The organism is Photobacterium sp. (assembly GCF_057456235.1).
In genome coordinates this window covers 181,487-204,231 of record NZ_JBVCPH010000008.1, presented here as the reverse complement: position 1 = coordinate 204,231, position 22,745 = coordinate 181,487, and the positions used below count along the sequence as shown (strand labels likewise).

At 46.6% G+C, this 22,745-nt stretch carries 21 protein-coding genes, 1 pseudogene and 1 riboswitch; of the genes and pseudogenes, 13 read left to right on the top strand and 9 right to left on the bottom strand.

Annotated elements, in window-relative coordinates; all coding sequences use genetic code 11:
* Positions 1-35: 35 nt before the first annotated feature.
* The 3 genes from AC2204_RS11590 (at position 36) to AC2204_RS11580 (ending at position 1,522) form a co-directional block, all read left to right on the top strand.
* The gene (locus AC2204_RS11590; protein ID WP_318925649.1) at positions 36-377 is read left to right on the top strand and encodes a GIY-YIG nuclease family protein; all 342 of its coding nucleotides are present in this window, start codon (positions 36-38) and stop codon (positions 375-377) included.
* Between the two features lie 73 nt (positions 378-450).
* Positions 451-921, top strand: coding sequence for a hypothetical protein (locus tag AC2204_RS11585; RefSeq protein ID WP_318925648.1), 471 nt, complete (start codon positions 451-453; stop codon positions 919-921).
* 61 nt (positions 922-982) lie between these two features.
* Complete coding sequence (locus AC2204_RS11580) at positions 983-1,522, top strand: YaeQ family protein (RefSeq protein WP_318925647.1); 540 nt, start codon at positions 983-985, stop codon at positions 1,520-1,522.
* A 102-nt stretch (positions 1,523-1,624) separates the two neighbouring features.
* Here AC2204_RS11580 and AC2204_RS11575 read toward each other — a convergent pair whose 3' ends face one another.
* The 7 genes and pseudogenes from AC2204_RS11575 to AC2204_RS11545 all read right to left on the bottom strand — a co-directional run bounded on the left by AC2204_RS11575 (position 1,625) and on the right by AC2204_RS11545 (position 7,768).
* Positions 1,625-2,236: a glutathione S-transferase family protein gene (locus AC2204_RS11575; RefSeq protein ID WP_318925646.1), complete on the bottom strand. Its 612-nt coding sequence runs from the start codon at positions 2,234-2,236 to the stop codon at positions 1,625-1,627.
* Positions 2,237-2,341: 105 nt separating this feature from the next.
* Positions 2,342-3,025 (bottom strand): TenA family protein, encoded by a 684-nt coding sequence (locus AC2204_RS11570; protein ID WP_318925645.1) that lies wholly within the window; start codon positions 3,023-3,025, stop codon positions 2,342-2,344.
* An 89-nt stretch (positions 3,026-3,114) separates the two neighbouring features.
* Complete coding sequence (locus AC2204_RS11565) at positions 3,115-4,071, bottom strand: ABC transporter substrate-binding protein (protein WP_318925644.1); 957 nt, start codon at positions 4,069-4,071, stop codon at positions 3,115-3,117.
* Between the two features lie 98 nt (positions 4,072-4,169).
* Positions 4,170-4,898, bottom strand: a pseudogene (locus AC2204_RS11560) (ABC transporter permease); the annotation flags it as partial.
* 28 nt (positions 4,899-4,926) lie between these two features.
* Positions 4,927-5,697, bottom strand: a complete 771-nt coding sequence (locus tag AC2204_RS11555; protein ID WP_318925642.1) for an ABC transporter ATP-binding protein — start codon at positions 5,695-5,697, stop codon at positions 4,927-4,929.
* Positions 5,698-5,728: 31 nt separating this feature from the next.
* Positions 5,729-6,559: a bifunctional hydroxymethylpyrimidine kinase/phosphomethylpyrimidine kinase gene (gene thiD, locus AC2204_RS11550; protein ID WP_318925679.1), complete on the bottom strand. Its 831-nt coding sequence runs from the start codon at positions 6,557-6,559 to the stop codon at positions 5,729-5,731.
* A gap of 74 nt (positions 6,560-6,633) precedes the next feature.
* Positions 6,634-6,732, bottom strand: a riboswitch (TPP riboswitch).
* 274 nt (positions 6,733-7,006) lie between these two features.
* On the bottom strand, positions 7,007-7,768 hold the full coding sequence (locus AC2204_RS11545; protein WP_318925641.1) for a DeoR/GlpR family DNA-binding transcription regulator: 762 nt from the start codon (positions 7,766-7,768) through the stop codon (positions 7,007-7,009).
* Between the two features lie 311 nt (positions 7,769-8,079).
* Here AC2204_RS11545 and ltnD point away from each other — a divergent pair, with 311 nt between their 5' ends.
* The 5 genes from ltnD to AC2204_RS11520 all read left to right on the top strand — a co-directional run bounded on the left by ltnD (position 8,080) and on the right by AC2204_RS11520 (position 13,241).
* Positions 8,080-8,979, top strand: coding sequence for an L-threonate dehydrogenase (gene ltnD / locus AC2204_RS11540; protein ID WP_413466694.1), 900 nt, complete (start codon positions 8,080-8,082; stop codon positions 8,977-8,979).
* A 2-nt stretch (positions 8,980-8,981) separates the two neighbouring features.
* Positions 8,982-10,244 carry a 3-oxo-tetronate kinase gene (otnK, locus tag AC2204_RS11535; RefSeq protein ID WP_318925639.1) on the top strand — a complete coding sequence of 421 codons (1,263 nt, stop codon included), beginning with the start codon at positions 8,982-8,984 and terminating at the stop codon, positions 10,242-10,244.
* Positions 10,237-10,869 carry a 3-oxo-tetronate 4-phosphate decarboxylase gene (otnC, locus tag AC2204_RS11530; RefSeq protein ID WP_318925638.1) on the top strand — a complete coding sequence of 211 codons (633 nt, stop codon included), beginning with the start codon at positions 10,237-10,239 and terminating at the stop codon, positions 10,867-10,869. The genes otnK and otnC overlap by 8 nt, the downstream gene beginning before the upstream one ends.
* Complete coding sequence (otnI, locus tag AC2204_RS11525) at positions 10,869-11,672, top strand: 2-oxo-tetronate isomerase (RefSeq protein WP_318925637.1); 804 nt, start codon at positions 10,869-10,871, stop codon at positions 11,670-11,672. Before otnC ends, otnI begins: the two co-directional genes overlap by 1 nt.
* 114 nt (positions 11,673-11,786) lie before the next feature.
* Positions 11,787-13,241, top strand: a complete 1,455-nt coding sequence (locus tag AC2204_RS11520; protein WP_318925636.1) for a GntP family permease — start codon at positions 11,787-11,789, stop codon at positions 13,239-13,241.
* A 165-nt stretch (positions 13,242-13,406) separates the two neighbouring features.
* Here the strand turns inward: AC2204_RS11520 and AC2204_RS11515 are convergent, their stop codons facing one another.
* Both AC2204_RS11515 and AC2204_RS11510 read right to left on the bottom strand, forming a co-directional pair.
* The gene (locus AC2204_RS11515; RefSeq protein ID WP_318925635.1) at positions 13,407-13,538 is read right to left on the bottom strand and encodes a hypothetical protein; all 132 of its coding nucleotides are present in this window, start codon (positions 13,536-13,538) and stop codon (positions 13,407-13,409) included.
* 15 nt (positions 13,539-13,553) lie between these two features.
* A complete protein-coding gene (locus AC2204_RS11510; RefSeq protein WP_318925634.1) occupies positions 13,554-13,826 on the bottom strand; it encodes a hypothetical protein in 273 nt (90 codons plus the stop codon).
* Positions 13,827-14,223: 397 nt separating this feature from the next.
* On the opposite strand from AC2204_RS11510, the gene AC2204_RS11505 reads away from it, so the two are divergent.
* The 5 genes from AC2204_RS11505 (at position 14,224) to AC2204_RS11485 (ending at position 22,694) form a co-directional block, all read left to right on the top strand.
* Positions 14,224-17,061, top strand: coding sequence for an AMP-binding protein (locus AC2204_RS11505; RefSeq protein ID WP_318925633.1), 2,838 nt, complete (start codon positions 14,224-14,226; stop codon positions 17,059-17,061).
* 530 nt (positions 17,062-17,591) lie between these two features.
* Positions 17,592-18,683, top strand: coding sequence for an efflux RND transporter periplasmic adaptor subunit (locus AC2204_RS11500; protein WP_318925632.1), 1,092 nt, complete (start codon positions 17,592-17,594; stop codon positions 18,681-18,683).
* 3 nt (positions 18,684-18,686) lie between these two features.
* Positions 18,687-21,836 carry an efflux RND transporter permease subunit gene (locus tag AC2204_RS11495; RefSeq protein WP_318925631.1) on the top strand — a complete coding sequence of 1,050 codons (3,150 nt, stop codon included), beginning with the start codon at positions 18,687-18,689 and terminating at the stop codon, positions 21,834-21,836.
* 342 nt (positions 21,837-22,178) lie between these two features.
* The gene (locus AC2204_RS11490; protein ID WP_107283094.1) at positions 22,179-22,346 is read left to right on the top strand and encodes a DUF1737 domain-containing protein; all 168 of its coding nucleotides are present in this window, start codon (positions 22,179-22,181) and stop codon (positions 22,344-22,346) included.
* Positions 22,347-22,409: 63 nt separating this feature from the next.
* Positions 22,410-22,694: a hypothetical protein gene (locus AC2204_RS11485; RefSeq protein WP_318925630.1), complete on the top strand. Its 285-nt coding sequence runs from the start codon at positions 22,410-22,412 to the stop codon at positions 22,692-22,694.
* Positions 22,695-22,745 lie beyond the last annotated feature (51 nt).

Sequence of the window (22,745 nt, the reverse complement as noted above, 5' to 3'; positions counted from 1 at the left end):
GTTTTGGACGTATCTAGGAGCGACGCCTGTTCACAATGGACCATAAATACAATGGCAGCCCAGCCAAAAACGGTAACACAATCATTGATGAGCCCACCAAGCCTCAGCCGGTATTGTGGTCTGTTTATCTTATTCGGACGGCCTCGAGCAGTTTATATTGTGGCGTAACGACTGACGTACAGCGTCGCTTTACCGAACATCAGAGCAGTAAAAAAGGGGCGAAGTATTTAAAGGGCAAAGGCCCTCTTACTTTAGTCTGGTCTGAAGCTGTCGGGGATAAACGCAAAGCCATGCAACTGGAATACCGGATCAAGCGTCTGTCTAAGGCCAGAAAAGAAGCGATAGTGGCTAACGATATGTCGCTAGAGACGATATAAACAGCAAGAATAGGGTTGGTTTTAACTGGTAATTGTCCAGGTTGGCATAATAACGTATCATCATGCATCTGCTATGGATTGGTTTGATATTGTGGTTATTAAGCTTCGTTTGTTTATTGTTTCGTTATGTTGCTTACCATTGACGGTAATGGGGTCAGATGTCGCTACTTCAGACAACTTGCGTCAAACGCGAGATGTGTTGAGAGATAAATTGGTCGGGATCTATACAACGTTTCAATTGAAAGAATCGATTATTCAGGGCTGTGATCGTTTAGATAATGATGTCAGTAAACAGCTGAAACAAGCTTTTACTGAATACGGCGCTGTTGCCAAAGAGTATATTGACGAGGGAAAAAGACTTTTGACAGAAGAGCTTTCTGCCGTCGATGCGATGGAGTGGAAAGCGATACTTGCCGATTCTCAGAAACATTTTCAGTCAACATTTAGTCAAATGTCTGTATCACAACTGACGCTTGAATGTCAGCAACTGACGAACGAGATGAATGAAACCAATAAACGCGTTATCACATTGAAAAAACAATAAAAATTGCAGTATATTCTCCTCCTTACTACACTTCTTAATATACCGGTTAGGTGTTACTCTTATGGCGCAAAAAGCCACAATTTATAAAGCCCATATCAATATTGCTGATTTGGATCGTCATGTCTATCTAGATATGAACCACACTATTGCCTGTCATCCTTCAGAAACGCTGCAACGTATGATGCTGCGCCTGTTAGCATGGGGGTTAAATGCTGATGAAAATCTTACGTTTACCAAAGGCGTAAGTTCTGCTGACGAACCCGATCTTTGGCGCAAGAGTCTAAGTGATGAAATGGAATTATGGATAGATCTTGGCTTGCCGGATGAAAAGCGTATCCGTAAAGCATCCAATAAATCTAAGCAGGTTATTATCTTTGCTTATGGCGATCGTGCGGCACCAATCTGGTGGCAGCAAAACAAGATTAAAATTAATCAGTTTGATAATGTTTCTGTCGTCTATATCAACGATGAAACCCTGGCCGAGCTAGAAGCATTGATTGAACGTTCTATGCAGCTTCAATTGACGATTGAAGGTGAACAAGCCTGGTTGAGCACAAATATGGGAGATTGCACCATTATCCCTGAATGGTGGCACCGCTAGGTCTAGCTTGTGTAACGTATAACACCGATCCCGCAGACAAAAATCACTGTTTTGTCTGCGGGGTCTGGTTTTTGAGTACCTGATATCAACCAGGAGCCGTTTTTATCTTTGTATCGAGGGCCGTTGTGAAACGCGTTCGTACCAATCTTGAATATGAGGGAACATTTCATCAATGGTAATTTCGAGGTTCGTAATAAAACCGCACATCACAAAAGCGGTGATGTCGGCAACAGAAAACTTGTTTCCTGCGATATAAGCCGAGTTCGCTAACTGTGCATCGAGTGTCGGCAGGAATTCAACCACCCGCTGGCGTGATTCATGCCCCCAGCTTTCAACGCAATTCTCTCTGTCTTTATAGATCCCGCTAATGTTTCGGAATGCCTGCATGGCCGTATACAGCCCTTGAAACTCGACGATACGTTGCCACATTTCTACCTTCGCTCGTTCTTGCGGGGTATCACCGAAAAGAGAGGGAGTGGATGGGTACATTTCATCGAAATAACGACATATGGCAATGGACTCGCAGATCGTCGTGCCGTCATCTAATTCTAAAACCGGAATGCGGCCATTGATGCTTTTGGCTTTGAACTCATCAAAGAGGTTTTCACCGCCACGAATATCAACGTTAACCCGGTCGATTTCAATTCCTTTTTCAGCCAGGAAAATACTTACCCGGCGAGCACTTGGAGCGGGAGCCAGTTCGTAAATCTTCATGTTGTTCCCTTTATCTGATGTTCGGCTAGATTATAACTTATGCAATTGCCGAGCGAATAGTCAAGAAATGGATTGAATTTTAGATGCTTAAGGTTGGTTAGCCTCTTATGCGGAACGGCATTCAGCTTTAACGGCATTTAAGCCTTGCTGCCAGAAGGCGACTTCCATACGGGTCGCCGTCTTGAATATTTCGCATAAACGCTGACCGCGCGGGCTGTTTAGTGGAGTGTCAGCGATCATTAAATCGAGACGTTCCATGCCAGATTTAGCACCGTTCTGGAAATCGTCACTACTGTATAGCTCGATCCAGCTATAATAGGGATTCCCTTCCATCACCGTCCTTTCATCTTTGAGCAGCTGCTGGCCAATCTCTGCATAACCAATGGCACATGGTGCGAGGGCAACGTACAGATCAACCAGGTCACCCGCCATGCCGGTTTCAAGTACATAGCGCGTGTATGCAACGGTGCCAAAATCTTCCTGCTCAGCTTCCATATCTCTTTCAGTCAATCCCCATTGCGCGCAGTAGGTCATATGGTGGCAGGTTTCATTTTCGATAAGGGCATGTAAACCCGGCAATGGTGCACGCATTTCTTCTAAGGTCTGCGCCTTGTAAATTGCCAGCGCATAGGCGCGGGCATAATGCTTTAAGAAAAGAAAATCCTGTTTCAGATAGTGCAGGTAAGCCTCATTGTGTAGTTGTCCGCTCGCAAGCTGATCTACAAAGCTGTGTTGCGTATAGTCAATCCAGGTTTGATGACAAGCGCGAATTAGATCCTGATGATTCATTTGATTTAACCTTTTAGCATAACGATGGGCTTCGTACTGAGTGCCGGAGCCCCGATAGAGTGATTATTGCAAGGCGGTGAAACCGACAATTACAGTGTCGGTACGTAATCCTTCGCTCGCGGTGCGTTATCAATGATTTTGTGCTGATACATAAATTGTGCGAAGTCATCGTAACGCGCTTCATCAACGGCTGACGGACGCAGTGCGAAACGAGGCAGGGTGTCACGCCATGCACGGCGGTTCAGTTCGTTGTTAAGTGTGTCGGGAGAGTAAGCGACAAACTCTTCCCATGCCTGATCGGGGTGGTTGATGATGTACTGGGTTGCCAGTTCAAGAGCCCGGTTGAATTTTTTCAGTATGTCTCGGTCATAGCTGTTTTTGTTCGCGACGACGATTAGCTCATCGTATGACGGTACACCGTGCTCTTCGGGGAAGAACGCCTTGGCTTTGTAGCCTTCCAGCTCAAGCTGATTAGTCTCAAAGTTACGCAGCCCGCCCCAGATAGCATCGACTTTGCCAGATGCCAGTGATGATGACAGTGCCCAGCCAACATTGATGATTTGAACATCTTTATAGTCGACGCCTTCGCTATTGAGCATAGTACCGATCGTCGCTTCTTCGTTACCAGCGATGGCGATACCTATTTTCCTTCCTTTCAAATCTGCCAGTGAGTTGATTTTGTTGTTGTCCAGTACCATCAATGTATTCAGTGGTGCTGCTATCAATGTGGCAGAGCGGATCAAAGGCAGACCGGCTGCAACATCTATCGTGAGGCTGGTTTGGTAAGACACTGCTAAGTCAACTTTGCCCGCTGCCACCAATTTGGCCGGCATACTTGGATCCGCCGGCTCCTGGATGGTGATGTTCAGTCCTTGGTCGTTGAAAAGACCGTTCTCTTTTGCGATGACAATCGGGCCATGATTCGGGTTGACGAACCAGTCGAGCATTAACGTCATGTTTTTAGTTGGTGCGCTAAAAGCGGGAGCACTAAAGACAGAGGTGGAAAGCGCCAGAGAAATCAGGCTTTTAGCCAGTATTTTTTTCAAGGTTAATGTCCTTTTTATTTCATTAGTATTGAGGTGGTTTTACGTTGTTTTTCATATTGCTATGAGTTTGAAATATTAGGTTAATTTTGCGGTTCCATTCATTGTTTGGATTGCCATGGTATCGCTCGCTTAAGCAGTAAATCGGCAGCAAAGTACAAGCCGATTGAAAAAGTAGCCAGGATCAACAAAGCGGCAAACATTTCATCGATCATCATGCGGGCATTGGCTTGCAACATCAGGTAGCCCAGCCCTTCACTGGAGCCCACCCATTCACCGACAACGGCACCAATTGGCGCGACAACAACCGCAACACGGATCCCCGATGCCAGCGCGGGTAAAGCTGCAGGTAAGCGTACATGCCACAGCAGTTGCCATTTTGAAGCGCCCATGGTTTTAGCCAGATCCAGATAGCCGGAAGGTGTGTGCCTTAATCCGTCGTAACAACAGGTGGTCACAGGGAAAAAGATGATCAATGCCGCCATCACGACTTTGGAGGTAATGCCATACCCCAGCCATAGCATCAGAATAGGTGCGATGGCAAAGACAGGAATTGCCTGGCTGGCAATTAACACAGGTAGCAACCAGCGACGCAGCGGATCAAAGAGCAGCATCTGCAGAGCAAAAAACAGGCCCATTGACAGGCCTAGCAATAAACCCAGTAGCACTTCAGCGGCGGTAACCCAGGTGTGATTGAGCAGAACGTCATGGCGCTGGATAAGCTTGTCGAGTACAGCTATCGGGCCCGGTAAGATAAAACTCGGTAATTGAAATGTTACGACAGTCAGTTGCCATACCCCGAGGATCACTGCGCTGCTGATAATCATGCGAGGCAGTGGGTGGGGAGACGATTGTAAGTCAGCCATAATCCTGCTCCAGTTGCTCGATAATTTTTTGTTGTAATGTCGCCAGTTCAGCATCAAATTGGCGAGGAGGTGCTGATGACGGTGCCGGGAGTGAACGGACAGCAGCGGGAGTTCCCGTCATCAGCAATATTTGATGACCCAAGCGCAGCGCTTCTTGCGGATCATGGGTGATCAGCAAAACGGTTTTATCAGCCAGCAACTCAGCCGCGAGGTTCTGTAGTTTATGGCGGGTAACAGCGTCGAGGGCCGAGAAAGGTTCGTCCATTAACAGCAGTGGTTTATCCTGCATCAGGGTTCTGGCCAAAGCGACACGTTGGCGCATTCCGCCAGATAGGCTATCGGGATAAGCACTGGCATATTCGGCGAGGCCGACTCTGTGTAACAGATCGAGCGCGCGCGCTTTCTCATCGGCATTCGGCTTGCCTTTCATTAAACGAATACTGAAACAGACGTTCTCTATTACACTCAGCCAGGGCAGTAGTAAATCTTGTTGTGCCATATAGGCCACCTGGCTTGCTGGTGTTTTCCCATCACATGTTGTTATTTCACCTTGCCACTGTGCTTTGTCATCCAGCAAACCAGCCAACAGGCGTAAAAGGGAGGTTTTACCACAGCCACTTTTGCCGAGAATACAGGTCCATTTACCTTTCGGCAGGGTTAGACTTAAGTTTGCAAACAGTGGAAACGGGCTGGTGTGATAATGGATCTGGCCGTGTGTTAGCGTCACCTCAACCCCGGGTATTGCCGATATTGCAACCGTCATAGTATTACCGTCATGCTCCGTTATTTTTTAGTTACGCGTCAGGGGTGAAATGACCAGCAAAGAAATGGTGCACGGGGCCATGACCGGAACCAATTTCCAGCTCATCAGCATGAAGGATTGCTTGCGATATATAGTTTTTGCCATGGGTTACCGCGTCGAGCAATGGATAACCTTGCGCAAGATAAGAAGCGATTGCCGCCGACAGGGTACAACCTGTGCCATGGGTATTCCGGGTGGCAATGCGCTTGGTACTCAACCGATGCACATCATCGGCCACAATCAGAAGGTCGGTACTATTTTCTTCTTGTTCCAGATGCCCGCCTTTTAACAATACCGATTTAGCCCCCAGATGACGAAGTGCCTCAGTCATGGTTACCATGTCACTTTCAGTGGTGGGACGCTCGCAGTTAAGCAGGGCAGCGGCTTCGGGCAGGTTAGGGGTGATCACATCGGCCAGCGGGATCAGTGCTTCTTTCAGGGTTGAGATGGCTTCTTGCTGTAAGAGTAAGTCACCGCTGGTGGCCACCATCACCGGATCGAGAACCAGATACGCAGGCTGATACTGGCGTAGTTTGTTCGCCACAGCGCGAATGATCGTGGCATCACTCAGCATACCGATTTTTACTGCTTTAACATCTAAGTCGGTAAATACCGCATCAAGTTGCTGTTCGACAAATTCTGGGGAAACAGGGAATATGGCTGATACACCGAGGGTGTTCTGGGCTGTAAGTGCGGTGATCACTGAGCAGGCATAACCGCCAGTTGCAGAAATCGCTTTGATATCGGCTTGGATGCCGGCACCGCCTCCGCTGTCAGAACCCGCGATGGTCAGTGTGATTGGTGTTTTCGACGTTGCTGTCATGACTACCCCTAAAAAATGCTGCGCAGGGGTAACAACAGGTGCCGTGAAGAGCAGGCCATAAATCGTGGCCAGAGGGGGCACTACTGTTAGTTCCCTACGCCAGTGCTAACTGGATCAGGTTCAACGGGTCCCACCGAAGTGGTCTCAGCCTTATGGCTCCCCGACTAACTACTTGTTCAATAAACAATCTAAATCACACTTAAAAAGTGAAATGTAAACCGTTTAGGCATATATCCTAACACCTTTTTCTGGCTTGGGGCCATTTTTATTATGGTGCTCAACAGCGTCAATCATCATTGCAGCTATAGCCAAGTTATCTCAAGATGCGGAATTCTTGCGTAAATGAAAATCTTGAGGTTGGCTGGGTGGAAATCTGTATGCTTATACTTCAATATTTTTTCGACAAAGCCTTTGGGAACAATACCTGTTTATATTATCGGATAATCCCTATTTAACCGTCACAACTTCAATTCCTCGTTCAGATAAACCCTGGATGCAACTGGCAGGGAAATGGATGTCAGTAATAATTTTATCGAAGCTGTCGATATCAACAGCATGAAAAGTTGCAACTTTGCCGTACTTTGATGAATCACTCACTAAGTAATTAACCCGAGAGGAAGCAATAACTGCTTTTTTAACGAGTACCTTATCTTCACTCGGTGTCGAGATCCCACGCTGACTCCAAGATGACGTTGACACAAAGGCAAGATCAATATTTATCTCATTCAGCAGTCGCGCTGCTTTTTCACCCACACAAGACTGGTTCATCCGATCGATCTTACCACCCGTATGGTAGAGGTTACATTCGGAATTATTCAGTAAGAATGCCGTAATTGCAAAATCATTGGTCACCACCAGTAAATCATCGCGATGCACTAAATGATGAGCAATTTCTAATGTTGTCGTACCTGCATCAAGATAAATCGTTGCATTAGGCTCAATAAGGTTAGATGCATATAATCCGATGCCCGCTTTTTCATTGTTGTTCTGGCCGATTTTAACATCATGAGATAACTCAGAATGAATCATTTCTGTCAGCTGAACACCACCAGATACCGACATAACACGGCCATCAACTTCTAGCTTAGCGATATCCCGACGAATCGTCATATGGGAAACCTGCAACTGCTGTGTCAGGTCGTGAATACCTATAACTTCTTGGTTGCTGAGTAGAGCCAGAATTGCACGTTGACGTTCTGCTGGGATCATAAGATTTTCCGTTACGGTTGTATTGAGTCGGGCTAATTGACTTATTTTAACATTATATCACTATCGATGTGAATATATGTGAGGCTGTCTCAGCAAAGAATAAATATTCATACTCTTGTTTTATATAAAAATTTATAAGAAATTTCGTATATCTACGTATTAACGATGCAAATGAACTTAACAAAAATAACCAAATAAATTCAGCCTATGTTAATTAATGTGACGCAGGCGCTGGATTAACGTCAGGGAAATACCATAGAATCACAAACAACAACACAAATTAACAAAAATTAACAAGGTGATGTATGAATATACAAAAAGTACAGTCAATTGCCGTGATTGGTTTGGGCTCGATGGGTATGGGGGCCGCAAAATCGTGTATTAAGGCCGGGCTGGATGTTTATGGTGTTGATTTGAATACTGATGCGCTGGCTGAGTTGAAAAATGCAGGCGCGGTAGATATATCCCATAACTGTGCTGACTTTGCTGCAGATTTGGATGCCATTCTTCTTCTCGTTGTTAATGCAAAACAAGCAAAGTCAGTGCTATTTGAAAATGGTCTGGCCGATAAACTTCGGCCAGGTACTGCAGTCATGGTTTCTGCCACTATTTCAGCTGATGACGCCAAAAACATTGAAGCTAAGTTGGCAGAGTCTGAACTTATCATGCTTGATGCGCCAGTATCAGGCGGGGCAGTAAAAGCCTGCCAGGGTGAAATGACAATTATGGCATCGGGCTCAGAAGAAGCCTTTATAAAACTCCAGCCGGTTCTCAATGCGACCGCTGGTAAGGTTTACAATATTGGTAGTGAAATTGGCATGGGCGCTACCGTTAAGATCATTCACCAGCTTCTTGCTGGCGTTCATATCGCCGCCGGCGCAGAAGCGATGGCATTAGCTGCTCGCGCTAATATTCCACTGGATCTGATGTATGACGTCGTAACAAATGCAGCCGGTAACTCCTGGATGTTTGAAAATCGAATGAAACATGTTGTTGAAGGTGATTATACACCAGCATCCATGGTCGATCTTTTTGTCAAAGATCTGGGTTTAGTTGCCGACACCGCACAAGGCCTGAAATTTCCCCTTCCGTTAGCAAGCACCGCACTGAATATGTTTACCAGCGCCAGCAATGCCGGTTACGGACAGGAAGATGACAGTGCCGTCATCAAAATATTTGATGGTATTGAACTGCCGAAGAAGGAGAAATAGCCATGTTATTAGGTGTCATTGCCGATGACTTTACAGGTGCTACCGACATTGCCGGCTTCCTGGTCGAAAACGGCATGCGTACGATCCAATTAAACGGCGTCCCTTCGGCTGATATTAACGTCGATGCCGATGCTGTCGTTGTTAGCCTGAAGTCACGATCTTGTCCTGTTGATGAAGCGGTGAGCTCATCACTAACTGCACTGGAATGGCTGAAAAGCAAAGGCTGTAAACAATTTTACTTCAAGTATTGCTCAACGTTTGACAGCACGGAAGAAGGCAACATCGGCCCTGTAACTGATGCGTTGCTTGATGCGCTAAACACTGATTTTACGATCATATGTCCGGCGCTGCCAATTAATGGCAGAACCGTATTCAACGGACATTTGTTTGTCATGGGCGAGCCTCTGGACGAATCAGGTATGCGACATCACCCGGTGACCCCAATGACCGATTCTAGCCTGATCAGGTTGATGGATAAGCAAGCCAAAGGCCAAGCAGGCCTGGTGAATTATCAGGATATTGATCAAGGTGCTGATCATGTAAAACAATGTTTTGAGCAACTCTCTCATCAAGGCAAACGTTATGCCGTCGTTGACACATTTAACGATGCACACCTCGCAACGTTAGGCAAGGCAGCCAGTGAATTAACACTTGTGACTGGTGGCTCAGGGTTAGCTGCCGGCATTGCAAAAAACTGGACTCAACAACTCAGTGATCAGTCATCAGCGAAAGAAGCGGGTAAACCAACGGCTGGAAAATCGGTTGTACTGTCGGGTTCCTGCTCAGTGATGACAAATCAGCAAGTCGAACAATATAAAACCAGAGCGGCTCACTTCGCCATCGATGTGAAAACGTGCTTAGAAAATACTACTGCTTACAGTGTTGTCGTCTGCCAGTGGGTACTTGAACATTTGAATGAACCGCTGGCACCGATGGTGTATGCCACAGCCTCAACCGATGAGCTGAAATATATTCAAGAACAATACGGTGCTCAGGCTTCTAGCCATGCCGTTGAACAATTCTTTAGTCACCTTGCTCATCAGTTACATGAACAAGGCGTGACTAACTTCATTACCGCCGGTGGTGAAACCTCTGGTGTCGTGACTCAGAGCCTTAACGTCAGCGGATTCCATATCGGGCCACAAATTGCACCGGGTGTACCTTGGGTAAAAGCCATTGATAGCGAACTGTCTTTGGCACTGAAATCCGGTAATTTTGGTGATGTGAACTTCTTTGAAAAAGCACAGGGGTTCTACCATGAATGAGCACCAGCAACGGCTACAAATGGTCACTCTGGCACGCTCAATGTTTGAGCGTGGCTATGCGACAGGTGGTGCGGGTAACCTGTCGGTAAAATTACCTGACGGCACGTTTTTAGCGACACCAACGGGCTCATCGTTTGGTCGTCTTGATGCTGAGCGCTTGTCTGTTGTTGATATCAACGGTAATCATCTATCAGGGGATAACCCTTCAAAAGAAGTCGCGTTCCATCTGGCTATTTACCGCAACAGTCCCGATTGCAATGCGATTGTTCATCTTCATTCAACATACTTAACGGCATTGTCTTGCCTCGAAGGCTTAGATCACGATAACGCGATCACGCCGTTTACTCCCTATTTTGTTATGCGGATAGGTCAGTTACCCGTGATCCCTTATTACCGTCCGGGTGATCCGCGGATCGCAGAAGAACTGTCAAAACGTGCAAGTGACTACCGTGCTTTTTTACTGGCAAACCACGGCCCGGTAATCACGGGTAAAGATTTAACTGATGCGGTTGATAACGCAGAAGAATTGGAAGAAACCGCCAAACTCGCATTGATGCTGGATGGCAAAGCGATTCGCTATCTGACTCAGCCTGAAATTAAAGAATTAGAAGGGAGAGGAAAATAATGGCTAAGTTTGCTGCAAACCTGACGATGTTGTTCACTGAAGTACCTTTCATGGAACGATTTGCTAAAGCCAGTGAAGCTGGTTTTAGCGCCGTGGAATATCTTTTTCCCTATGCCTTTGACGCGCAAGAGCTGGCTGGCGAACTGAGAAAATATCACTTAGAGCAAGCCCTGTTCAATATGCCTCCAGGTGATTGGAGTGCAGGTGAGCGCGGATTTGCTGCCATTCCAGGACGAGAAGCAGAATTTCGTGCCAGTGTTGATACCGCGCTTAACTATGCGTTAACGCTGAAATGTAAAAAAGTGCACGCTATGTCTGGCATCATTGACAATAACTATAGCTATCAACAACACGTAGATACCTTTCTTGGCAATATCCGTTATGCCGCAGAGGTGTTTGCTGAACACGACATTCTATTATTGATCGAACCGCTGAATAATCGTGATGTACCAGGCTATTTTATTGCCCATCAGCGTGATGCCGTTGAGTTGATCAAGCAAGTCGAGCGTCCTAACGTAAAGCTACAACTCGACCTGTATCACGCCCAAATCATGGATGGTGATTTAACCACTCTTATCAATGACGTCGCTTCCTACACCGGTCATGTTCAGATTGCATCAGTGCCAAACCGGCATGAACCCTCTGAAGGTGAATTGAATTACCCCTACTTGTTTACAATTCTCGAACAGTCCGGCTATGACGGATGGATGGGCTGCGAATATAACCCTCGAAATACAACGGAGGAAGGACTGGGTTGGGTAAAACCGTACCTTTCTGAAATACAGACAAACCACCACAGATAGATCTAAACCTGTGTGTAAGGTTCATGACTTAGGTTGCTGAACCTACTCGCTAAAACGTGAAACAAAAATAATACACAGAGCTGGCAAAGCCAGCCAAATTAAGGATATAGGATAATGGATGGAGCAATCTTTGGGATCATTTTCGGTATAACCGTCATGATGCTGTTAATCATAAAAACCCGAGTACCTGTCGTTCTTGCCATGGTTATCTCATGTTTAATCATGGGGCTCTTTGCCGGCATGGCACCCACAGATCTTGTTAACTCGATCAAAGCTGGCTTCGGTGGTGTTCTTGGCGGCATCGGACTGATTATTGCCTTTGGTGTAATAATGGGCGCATGCTTCGAGAAGTCAGGAGCCGCGGTACGAATGGCGAAAACATTTGTCAAACTATGTGGTAAAGGCCGTGAAGATCTGGCTCTTGGTTTTACTGGCGTATTAGTGGCAATTCCTGTTTTCTGTGATTCAGCTTATGTGCTACTGCACTCTCTGGTTAGAGCGATTTCAAGAAATACCGGGCGATCGGCTGTTGGTTTAGGTGTCACACTCGCATTAGGCCTGCTAATTACTCACGCCTTAGTGCCGCCAACACCCGGTCCAGTTGCCGTTGCGGGTATTCTGGGGGTTGATCTTGGTATCTACATGATGTGGGGTTTAGCTGTTTCAATCCCGATGATGCTGCTATCACTTATCTATATTCGCCGGGTTGGCAAAGAATACTACCGTGTACCCAATGGCGAAACTTGGATTACAAACAAAGCTGACTGGGCAAATTTAGAGAATGTGACAGAAACAAAAGATGAGGAATTACCAAGTAACTTCCTTTCATTTGGCCCAATTTTGATCCCTATCATTTTGATTCTGGCTAACACTCTCATGGGGCAAGGCGACACCGCCTTCCATAGTGTGCTTCAGTTGGCGGGTAATCCAGTGGTTGCTGTCGGCATCGGTGTTCTAATGGCGCTTTATGGCTTAACAACCCAAATTGATCGCAAAGAAATGATCCATTCGATGGATGATGCACTCTCAACTACCGGTCTTATTTTGGTGGTTACTGGCTGTGGTGGTGCGATGGGAGCGGTATTAAAGGCATCTGGCGCAGGCCCGCAAGTTGCCGAAGCTATTGCGAGTAGCGGTATTCCACCTCTATTAGTTCCTCTTGCCATCGCTTCTATGCTTCGTCTGATTCAAGGTTCTGCTACCGCATCTATGATGGTAGCAGCGACAATGACACTGCCTCTAGTTGAAACCCTGGGTTTAGATCCTATCTTTGTTGCACTAGCTTGTGCAGTTGGTCCCGTTGGTTTCTCACACTTGAATGATTCATACTTCCATATCATCAACCGTACACTGGGTATTACCGAATTATCTGATCAGTTGAAAATTTGGAGTTTGACCTCAACCATTGCCTGGGCAATTGGTGCAAGTCTTATCATGTTACTGAACATAATTTTTGGTCAAGGCGGAACAATGATTGATCCGCTGATCCCATTGGCGGTGTTGGGTGTAATCATGTTGTGGATGAAAACGCGTGATGTTCAAACAACAACAACCGTCGTTGGTTCGTAACAAAATAACGGTAGTTATTACAGGTAATGCTGAACGTTAGTACTACTTAAATAATCCCTGACCTCTCGTGGGTTAGGGATTATTTGTATTCGTAAAATGACGGTAATAGCCGAATACCATAATGGTCGCCTTAATGGCTTTGCTCGATAAAATCGTAAATCGATGTCATGTTCTCGTTGAGCTTCCTGCTATTACTGCTGCAGCAAGTGGGGCGACGACGATGATGGTTACGATACCAGTCAGTAATAGCACTGTAGCTAGCATCGCCGTAGCACCCATATCATCTTGATTTTCCATAAAATATCCCTTCAGTTAATTGTCATGAAAAATGCCAGCACTGAGACTGAAGCCGCCAACACCAAGGACATATCCAAAGTCATACCAACCGCCATTGTTATAAATGGCATAGATGGCGATATCGTTACAAAGCAGAGAACCAAGCCACGCGAAGATGATGATCAGCCCGTGCCATAAGCCGTAGAAAAAGCCGACGGGTTCCACTGACTCGGCTTGGCTGAAACTGATTGAATCTGCACACCCAATTAGCATCAGTGTAAATAACACAACTAGGATTACTTTCTTCATATGCAGATGCTGTCCTTTTTAATGCAGTGAGTGGGGGGAGCACTGTATTTCTTATAAGAATAGCAGCGTGAAGCACATAATTGGGTAACCCCAAGATCCTTAAGCCAAGGCGCAGCGCAGGCTATGCCGCCGGCGACGATGAATGTCCGGTCTGTATGGGAAAGAATATTTAATGCAATCATTTGATAAGATTGGAAATTATTTATGTCGTGGGTGTCGGTGAACTTTTTCGCTGGCGAACTTCGGCCTTAGCTCGAGCATGCCTGGAAAAGTCGTATCAGGAACAAGACGAATTTGTCTATTAATGAGGGGGGGAAACCATACAAGTTGCTGAATTTGACTACACTTTGAGCATGCTTGTCATAACAGTTCAGCCACTGCTGTAAGGATACGTGCTATGCAGGTCAACTCAGAAAGTCTGCCAGGTCAAGAGCCGGAGCAGATAGCGCAATCAGTACTGAATGTCATTAAAGAACTCGTTAAAGAACTGCGGCAAGGGCAAGAACTTTCCAAGCCCATTCAGCTTGATTGTGATTTTGATCGTGACTTGGGTTTTGACAGTCTTGCGCGGGCCGAGTTGATCCAACGTATCGAGCAGCAGTTTAAGGTCAACCTGCCAGATGAGACACTGGCCGTGATAGAAACCCCGCGGGATTTGTTACGGGAACTGCTCAACGCACAAAGCCACGACACCGCTTTAGTCTCTGAGCAAGTAATCCGGCAGATTAAGCTTGGGGTCGTTGAATCTGCGCCTGATCATGTGGAAACACTTCAACAAGTTCTTGACTGGCATGTGAAGGCGCATCCGGACCGTCCGCATCTTTATGTGTATCAGAATGCCGATCAGCTTACCGAAATCAGTTATCGGGCATTGCGGGATGAAGCGCTGCGGATTGCATCCGGGCTGGTGAAACAGGATGTGCAACCGGGTCAGTGCGTTGCCATTATGCTGCCAACCAGTAATGACTATTTTTACAGTTTTTTCGGAATACTGTTTGCCAGAGCGATTCCGGTGCCGATCTATCCCCCGGCCCGGCCTTCACAGATTGAAGATCACTTAATGCGCCATGCCCGTATTCTGCAAAATTCTCAGGTGCGTATCCTGATCACTGTCCCGGAAGCCAAACCGCTTTCGCAATTGCTTCGGTTACAGGTTCCATCCATTCAGGCCGTAGTCACGGTTGATGAGTTAAGGCATCCGCCCGAACCGCTCTCAACGGGCGAGGCTCAGAGCACAGATATTGCTTTTTTACAGTATACATCGGGCAGTACCGGAAACCCCAAAGGGGTAGCGTTGACACATGCCAACCTGCTTGCTAACGTTCGGGCGATGGGTAAAGTGGTGCAGGCAGATTCGAGCGATGTTTTTGTCAGTTGGCTGCCGGTATACCACGACATGGGGTTGATCGGTACCTGGTTTGGTAGCCTTTATCACGCCATGCCCTTGGTGATCATGTCACCCTTGCTGTTTTTGTCAAAACCTCAGCGCTGGCTGTGGGCGATACATCACCATCGCGGCACCTTGTCACCGGCCCCCAACTTTGCCTATGAGTTATGTATCAACAAAATCGACGATGCCGAGCTTGAGGGGTTAGATCTCAGCAGTTGGCGGTTGTCATGGAATGGCGCGGAACCGGTCAGCCCCAGTACGATACGTCGTTTTACTGAACGATTTGAAAAATATGGCTTTCGCCCTGAAACCATGTCTCCGGTTTATGGATTGGCAGAATGCTCGGTTGGTTTAACTTTCCCGACTAGCGTTCGTCTTCCCCTGATTGATCGTATCAGGCGTGAACCTATGGAGCGTTTTGGCCGGGCGATTCCGGCGGCAGCCGATGAGACGAATGTTATACAGGTCGTGGGCTTGGGACAGCCGCTGCCGGGACACCAGATCCGTATTGTTGATGAATTTGGCCGAGAGCTACCGGAGCGGGAAGAAGGAGGGCTGGAGTTTAAAGGGCCTTCTGCTACCCAGGGGTATTATCAGGATCCGGAGAAGACGCAACAGTTGTTTCATGGTGAATGGTTGGATACCGGTGACCGCGCCTATCTGGCCGGTGGCGAGCTGTTTATCACCGGACGGAGCAAAGATATTATTATCCGTGCTGGTCGAAATATTTATCCCCATGAGTTGGAAGAGGCCGTCTGTAATATTCCCGGGATCCGAAAAGGCTGCGTCGCGGTATTTGCCAGTCATGATAGCAAGTCCGGCACTGAACGGTTGATTGTATTGGCAGAAACACGTGAAACTGACAAAGCGCAGCAGCAGCGGCTTCAGCAGGAAATAAACAATCTTTCTCTGGATCTGCTGGGCAGCCCCGCAGATGACGTGGTGATTGCCCCCCCTCATACCGTCCCTAAAACATCCAGTGGGAAAATTCGCCGCGCAGCATGTAAAGATCTCTATGAGCAAGACAAACTGGATGCCCGTCAACGTGCTGTGTGGTGGCAGACGCTTCGTTTGATGATGGCAGGCATAAAGCCTCAGCTGAGGCGTTACTGGCGAATAGTTTCAGATTTTAGTTATGCGGCTTACATGTGGCTGGTTATGGCCGTCCTGGCGCCATCAGTCTGGGCCCTTGTTGCGGTGGTTCCAAATAAACGCTGGTGCTGGTCGGTTACCCGACTTGGCGTACGCTTACTGATCTTGTTTACCGGGACGAGGGTAACCTTTAAGGGGCAGGAAAACCTGCCGGCCGATACCAACCCCTGCATCTTCGTTGCTAACCATTCCAGCTACCTTGATGGAATGATAATGGCGCTGGTAGCCCCGACTACATGTAGTTTTGTCGCCAAGGCTGAACTATTGAAAAATCCATTCGCCCGTATTTTCCTGACCAGGCTGGATACGGAGTTTGTTGAGCGCTTTGATATGCAAAAAGGGGTGACCGATGCCCGGCGGATATCGGGCAATGCCAGAAGTTGCCGATCCCTGTTCTTTTTCCCTGAAGGCACCTTATATCGAATGCCCGGCCTGCACGAATTTCATATGGGGGCGTTTATTGCTGCGGTTGATGCTGGCCTGCCAGTTGTGCCCATCACCCTTTGTGGCACACGTTCAAAACTGCGCGGTAAGTCTCTGTTTCCCAGACGGGGAGATATCAATGTGACAATTGGTAAGCCGCTGACTCCGCAAGGAACCGACTGGAATGCGGCTCTGGCGCTGAGGGATCAGGCCAGAGCCGACATTCTGAGCCATTGCGGTGAACCTGATCTGGCTCATACCATAAAGTAAGAGTAATTACAGACGGTCAAAATATTGAATATAAAGAGATATGTTGAGCGCAAGAACCGTTATTTTCTCCTTGCTTTCTACGTTTATATTCATATTTTCTTAAACCACCTCCAGATGCGAAGTTCAGAGTGTCCTCTGGATCTCAATTCGAATAAAAAATGAAAAAATGGCGAATCCTTTCAAACACTGAAAACGTTCGGACTTAGATATTTAGAATATGAGATATGTGTCTAAAATTTGGCCGAAAAGGAATTTTCATGATGATTATTCAACCCGTGTCATTAAAAATAACCAGAAGCAACTAAATGAAAAAATTCACGTTCTCAATTTTTATAGTATCAGGGCTACACTGCGAGGAGACTTAACCTCGTTAAGTATGAGTAATTAGTTTTATCAGATAAATAATACACTGGCGGGTAGTGCATAACCTTTAGGTTTTATCTTTATTTTTCAAAGGATTTGATTGATTTCTAATTGATAAGGCGCCAACGGTGAGCGGAAATCGTCACAATCTGCAAAAGGAGTTGTACATGTCTGTTTTGCGTCAATTGTCTGACAAAATGACAGCTAAGCCATATTTAATTGCTATAACACTGACACTGCTGATTTCAGTTTGGATGGTATCCGGACAACTATCTCAGACCGAAGATGTTGATACTGCTATTGGCAAAGAGTCAAATGAAGTGCTTCCCCATGTCAGAACGAAAGAGGTTAAGGCTGAATTGGTTACCCGTAGCGTGACCCTCTATGGCCGAACGGAGCCCGATCGTAAAACCACGGTTGCGGCTGAAGTGCTCGGACAGATCATTGAGGTAGTGGCAGAGCGTGGTAGCGTTCTAAGAAAAGGGGATTTGATCGCTCGTATTGATAAAAACGATCTTCCTCAGCAACTTGATTATGCTCAAGCCCGTCTCAAACAGAGAGAAATAGAATTTGATGGGGCCAAAAAATTGAGCGCGAAGGGGTTTCAAGGTAAAGCCCGCCTGGCAGAGACTGAGGCATCACTGACACAAGCGCGTGCCGATTTAGCTAAACTGAAACTCATGCTATACAAAACAGAGATTCGAGCACCTCAATCGGGAATACTCAACGAACGCTATATTGAAGAAGGAGATTTTGTTTCTGTAGGAACTGTGGTTGCCCTGATTACTGATATCGATCCTTTGATCGTTCGGGCCGATGTTACCGAAAAAGATATCTACGCTATCAAGTTAGGTCAAAAGGCCGTAGTTCGTCTGCTGAACGGGCAGGAGGTGGAGGGTGAACTACGCTATATCTCACGGGTCTCAAATGTTGAAACCAATACATTCAAGATTGAAGTCAGCATTCCCAACCCAGACTTTACACTCTGGGCAGGCGTCAGTGCCGAACTCAGTTTGCCGTTGGAAAAAACTCGAGCTATTAAGGTTTCTCCTTCATTAATGGCATTGGATGAGGCCGGTAATATTGGCATTAAAACGGTGAAAAATGGCGTGGTCAGGTTTCACCCGGTTGACTTAGTTAAAACTGAGAAAGACGGCGCCTGGCTAGGTGGTTTCGAAGAGAGCGTTGAGGTCATTATTCTCGGGCAAGGTTTTGTAAAGGCTGGCGATCATGTCGTAACCACTAAGGTGGAGAATTAACTCATGCTAAGTGTTATTGACGCCGCCCTGAGCCGGGGCCGTACGGTTGTTGTGTTATTGTTGCTTTTGCTGGTTGCTGGTGCAGTTAGTTACAACCTGATCCCGAAAGAATCTGATCCCGATATCCCGATACCGTACGTGTATGTTTCCATCGAACATAGCGGTATTTCGCCTGAAGACGCGGAGAGGATGCTGCTGCGTCCTATGGAGCAAGAGCTACAGGGGCTGGAGGGGCTAAAAGAGATGAAGGGCTCAGCCGTCGAGGGCCACGCGTCAGTTTTTCTAGAATTTCAGCTGGATATAGACCAGAAACAAGCGTTAACCGATGTTCGTGAAAAGGTTGAATTGGCTAAGAGTCAGCTTCCTGCGGGTACCGACGATCCCACCGTTCATGAGATCACCATGGCAGGCTGGGCGCCGGTCGTGACGGTGGTGTTGTCTGGCTCAGCGCCTGAGCGGGCGCTGATCATGCTGGCTCGGGATTTACAAGATAAGCTGGAAACCTTAAAAGAGGTGCTGGAAGTTGAGATTGGCGGCGACCGGGATGAAATGGTAGAGATCTTGGTCGATCCTCTTCTGATGCAAAGCTACAGCCTCGATCAGGAACATATCTACAACTTATTGTCACGTAACAACCGCTTGGTTGCCGCCGGAACCATGGATAATGGTCGAGGACGTTTTCCTATTAAGGTGCCTTCTGTTTTCGAAAATATTGCTGATGTACTTTCATTGCCGATCAAGGTTGATGATGACCGGGTGATCACTTTTGGCGATATTGCTCAGATACGTCGTGTATTTACTGACCCCAATTCGTTTGCCCGGTTAAACGGTAAACCGGCTGTCACGCTAGAGGTAAAAAAGCGTGCGGGACAAAATGCGATTGAAACAGTAAATAAAGTGCGTGAAATCGTTGCGAAAGAGTCAGAGCTTTGGCCTGCTAACGTGCAGGTGGACTTCACCGGAGATACCTCGGAATACGTTAAAGATATGCTGGCTGATTTGCAGAACAATGTTGCCTCGGCGGTGTTGCTGGTGGTGATCGTGATCATCGCAATTCTGGGGATACGCAGTGCCGCTTTGGTCGGTATTTCTATTCCAGGCTCGTTTTTGACCGGTATTCTGGTGCTGTCAGCCTTTGGGATGACCATGAATATGATCGTCCTGTTCGGGTTGATCATGGCTGTTGGCATGTTAGTTGATGGCGCTATTGTTGTAACTGAATTTGCTGATCGCGAGATGAGCGAGGGAATACACAGAAAACAGGCTTACAAAAATGCTGCCAACCGCATGGCGTGGCCTATTATTGCATCCACGGCAACCACATTAGCAGCGTTCGCTCCTTTGTTATTCTGGCCCGGATTGATGGGCGAGTTTATGAAGTATTTACCGCTGACTTTGATCTTTACCCTCACCGCCTCTCTGATCATGGCCTTGATTTTCGTTCCCACACTCGGGACGCTTTTTGGTAAGCCAAGATTGATTTCAGCGGCCGGTAGGGCTCAGCTCATCGAAGCCGATCAGGGGGATATTGCTAAGCTTAAGGGGTTTACTGGCTTTTATGTCAGAACCCTAAAAGTGGCAGTCTACAGGCCCTGGATGAGCCTTAGCGTAGCTTTGCTGTTCTCTGTCGTGGTCTTTATGGCTTACGGCGTGTTTGGTAAAGGGGTAGAGTTTTTTCCGGATACCGATACTGGTGCCTTCAATATAACGGTGAGATCGCAGGGTGATCTTTCTATTTTCGAAAAAGATGCCGTGATGAAGGAAGTCGAGGCCCAGTTGTTGGATATGGAAGAAATAGAAACCTTGTACGGCAAGACAGGAGGGGTGGATGAAGTTGGTTATATTCGAGGTAATCTGACCGACTGGCAAGAACGGCGCAATATCGACGAAATCACGGCAGAAGTGTTTGAGCGAACTGAACACCTGGCCGGCATCGAGCTTGAGGTTCGTAAAGATGATAATGGCCCACCATCGGGTAAAGCGCTGCAGCTGGAGATCAGCTCCCGTTTTCCAGAGTTATTGCAGCCGACCCTGGAGAAGGTGAAAGCAGAGTTGGAGCATCACTCTGCTTTTACCAATATAACGGATAATGGCGATAAACCCGGAATTGAGTGGCAGATCAAGGTTGATCGGGAAAAAGCGGCACGTTTTGGTGCCGATGCTACGCTGGTGGGGGCCAATGTACAGTTTGTGACCACCGGGTTAAGAATCGGCAGTTATCGTCCCGATGATACCGATGATGAGATTGATATTAAGGTTCGTTTCCCAGAGGAATACCGTCATGTAGATAGCTTGCATCAGCTTAGGTTGAAAACGTCTACGGGTCAGGTACCTATCAGCAATTTTACCGAACTTAAGGCGGCTGATAAGCAGGGCGTTATCAATAAAGTGGATGGCCGGCAGGTAATCACTTTAGAAGCGGATTTGATACCCGGTTATAACTTAAATGAGGTGTTGCCTGATTTAATGGCCAGAATCCCGACATTAGGACTGGATCTCAGGGTCAATTTGAAATTGAGGGGCGAAAACGAAGATCAAAAAGAGTCTGAGGCATTCTTGATCAAGGCTTTTGCGGTGGCACTGGCTGTAATGGCACTGATTTTGATCACCCAGTTCAATTCATTTTATCAGGCATTCTTGATCCTCAGCGCGGTGATCTTTTCAACCGTCGGGGTTTTTCTGGGTTTGCTGCTTACCCAGCAAGCCTTTGGCGTCGTTATGGGGGGGCTGGGAGTGATATCTTTGGCGGGTATTGTGGTCAATAATAATATCGTTCTTATTGATACCTTTAATGTGCTGTGCAAGGAAGGGGTTACGCCGATGGAAGCGATCCTAAGAACGGGTGCACAGCGCCTACGCCCGGTACTGATGACAACGGTAACTACGATTTTAGGTTTGATGCCGATGGTACTGGAGATGAACTTCGATCTCTTTAATCGAAATATCGAATTTGGTGCCCCCATTTCTAAGTTCTGGGTTCAGTTGGCGTCGGCGGTTGCTGGGGGACTCGCATTTGCAACGTTACTCACGCTGATACTTACCCCCTGTATGTTAGCGCTACGAATAAACCGTAAAGACAGAGAGTTTCAATCATCCATAGAGCTGATCCCCGAGTCAAAAGATCTCAGGTTGAATAAGGTCAGCAACGGTTAACGATCAAGACATAATCGCAATATTAACGCCACGAAGGTTTGGTTTAAATCATTTACTGTATTATACAGCGTTAGCAATTATTCCCCTGATGGTACTATTGGTTGATAGTACCATCTTTTTTTTAATCTACTGATTAACAGAATCATAATAATCAACTGAAAGTAAACGGAAAAAATTGTATTCTTTTTTACAGCATAACCTGAATATTTATGACTATTATTTAATGTGCTGGTCGTTTTATTCTTAACATATAAATATCGACTTAGCGTACAGTTTACGATGAGCCGGTCATAATGTTAAAGCTTGTTCATTTTTATGTGTGATGCTAGTTGGAGATAACTAATGAAATACAAAATTGTCTGCGATAAACATGAGTTTGAATTTGAAAACAAAATAAACCTTCTTCTTGGGCAAGGGTGGAAACTCTATGGTGAAATTGTAGTTAGCCTGGTGGGTTCACCTGATAAATTAACCTGCTGGTATACTCAGTCGATGGTTAAAGATGATTAAAAATGTGTCAGCAATTTCTGTAAGGATACGGTTTTGCTGGCCATCATATATGAGATATATCCAGTGTCTGTCTACACCCTGATTTTGGAGTATAATGCTGCGACGTATATGTCACAGGTGGAAGCGAGTGACGAAAAGGCGGCCTTAATAGAATGGGCTGAAGAGTTAGATGTCTGTACTATCGACGGCTTTCCCTTAGACGGCGCAGATCAACTGTTAAAAAACCTCGAAGCTCAAGCCCTGTCACCGGTCGTTAAGTTGGTAAATGTGTGGAATTTAACCTTTGTTGTAGGGCATGATCTTGCAATTTTGCATCTGATTAAAACTGAATTGCAGATCGATGGTTGAATGATAAATGACGTTTTTAAAGTAGAGAAGTTGAAGAGGAGGGCAGTCCCC

Bases quoted from the DNA above. Each gene is read 5' to 3' on its own strand.
- AC2204_RS11580 (WP_318925647.1), top strand. From the start codon at position 983: ATGGCGCAAAAAGCCACAATTTATAAAGCCCATATCAATATTGCTGAT.
- AC2204_RS11570 (WP_318925645.1), bottom strand. From the start codon at position 3,025: ATGAATCATCAGGATCTAATTCGCGCTTGTCATCAAACCTGGATTGAC.
- AC2204_RS11590 (WP_318925649.1), top strand. From the start codon at position 36: ATGGACCATAAATACAATGGCAGCCCAGCCAAAAACGGTAACACAATC.
- AC2204_RS11585 (WP_318925648.1), top strand. From the start codon at position 451: ATGGATTGGTTTGATATTGTGGTTATTAAGCTTCGTTTGTTTATTGTT.
- AC2204_RS11490 (WP_107283094.1), top strand. From the start codon at position 22,179: ATGAAATACAAAATTGTCTGCGATAAACATGAGTTTGAATTTGAAAAC.
- AC2204_RS11545 (WP_318925641.1), bottom strand. From the start codon at position 7,768: ATGATCCCAGCAGAACGTCAACGTGCAATTCTGGCTCTACTCAGCAAC.
- AC2204_RS11520 (WP_318925636.1), top strand. From the start codon at position 11,787: ATGGATGGAGCAATCTTTGGGATCATTTTCGGTATAACCGTCATGATG.
- otnC (WP_318925638.1), top strand. From the start codon at position 10,237: ATGAATGAGCACCAGCAACGGCTACAAATGGTCACTCTGGCACGCTCA.
- thiD (WP_318925679.1), bottom strand. From the start codon at position 6,559: ATGACAGCAACGTCGAAAACACCAATCACACTGACCATCGCGGGTTCT.
- AC2204_RS11495 (WP_318925631.1), top strand. From the start codon at position 18,687: ATGCTAAGTGTTATTGACGCCGCCCTGAGCCGGGGCCGTACGGTTGTT.
- AC2204_RS11555 (WP_318925642.1), bottom strand. From the start codon at position 5,697: ATGACGGTTGCAATATCGGCAATACCCGGGGTTGAGGTGACGCTAACA.
- AC2204_RS11510 (WP_318925634.1), bottom strand. From the start codon at position 13,826: ATGAAGAAAGTAATCCTAGTTGTGTTATTTACACTGATGCTAATTGGG.
- AC2204_RS11505 (WP_318925633.1), top strand. From the start codon at position 14,224: ATGCAGGTCAACTCAGAAAGTCTGCCAGGTCAAGAGCCGGAGCAGATA.
- AC2204_RS11500 (WP_318925632.1), top strand. From the start codon at position 17,592: ATGTCTGTTTTGCGTCAATTGTCTGACAAAATGACAGCTAAGCCATAT.
- otnK (WP_318925639.1), top strand. From the start codon at position 8,982: ATGTTATTAGGTGTCATTGCCGATGACTTTACAGGTGCTACCGACATT.
- AC2204_RS11575 (WP_318925646.1), bottom strand. From the start codon at position 2,236: ATGAAGATTTACGAACTGGCTCCCGCTCCAAGTGCTCGCCGGGTAAGT.
- AC2204_RS11515 (WP_318925635.1), bottom strand. From the start codon at position 13,538: ATGGAAAATCAAGATGATATGGGTGCTACGGCGATGCTAGCTACAGTG.
- otnI (WP_318925637.1), top strand. From the start codon at position 10,869: ATGGCTAAGTTTGCTGCAAACCTGACGATGTTGTTCACTGAAGTACCT.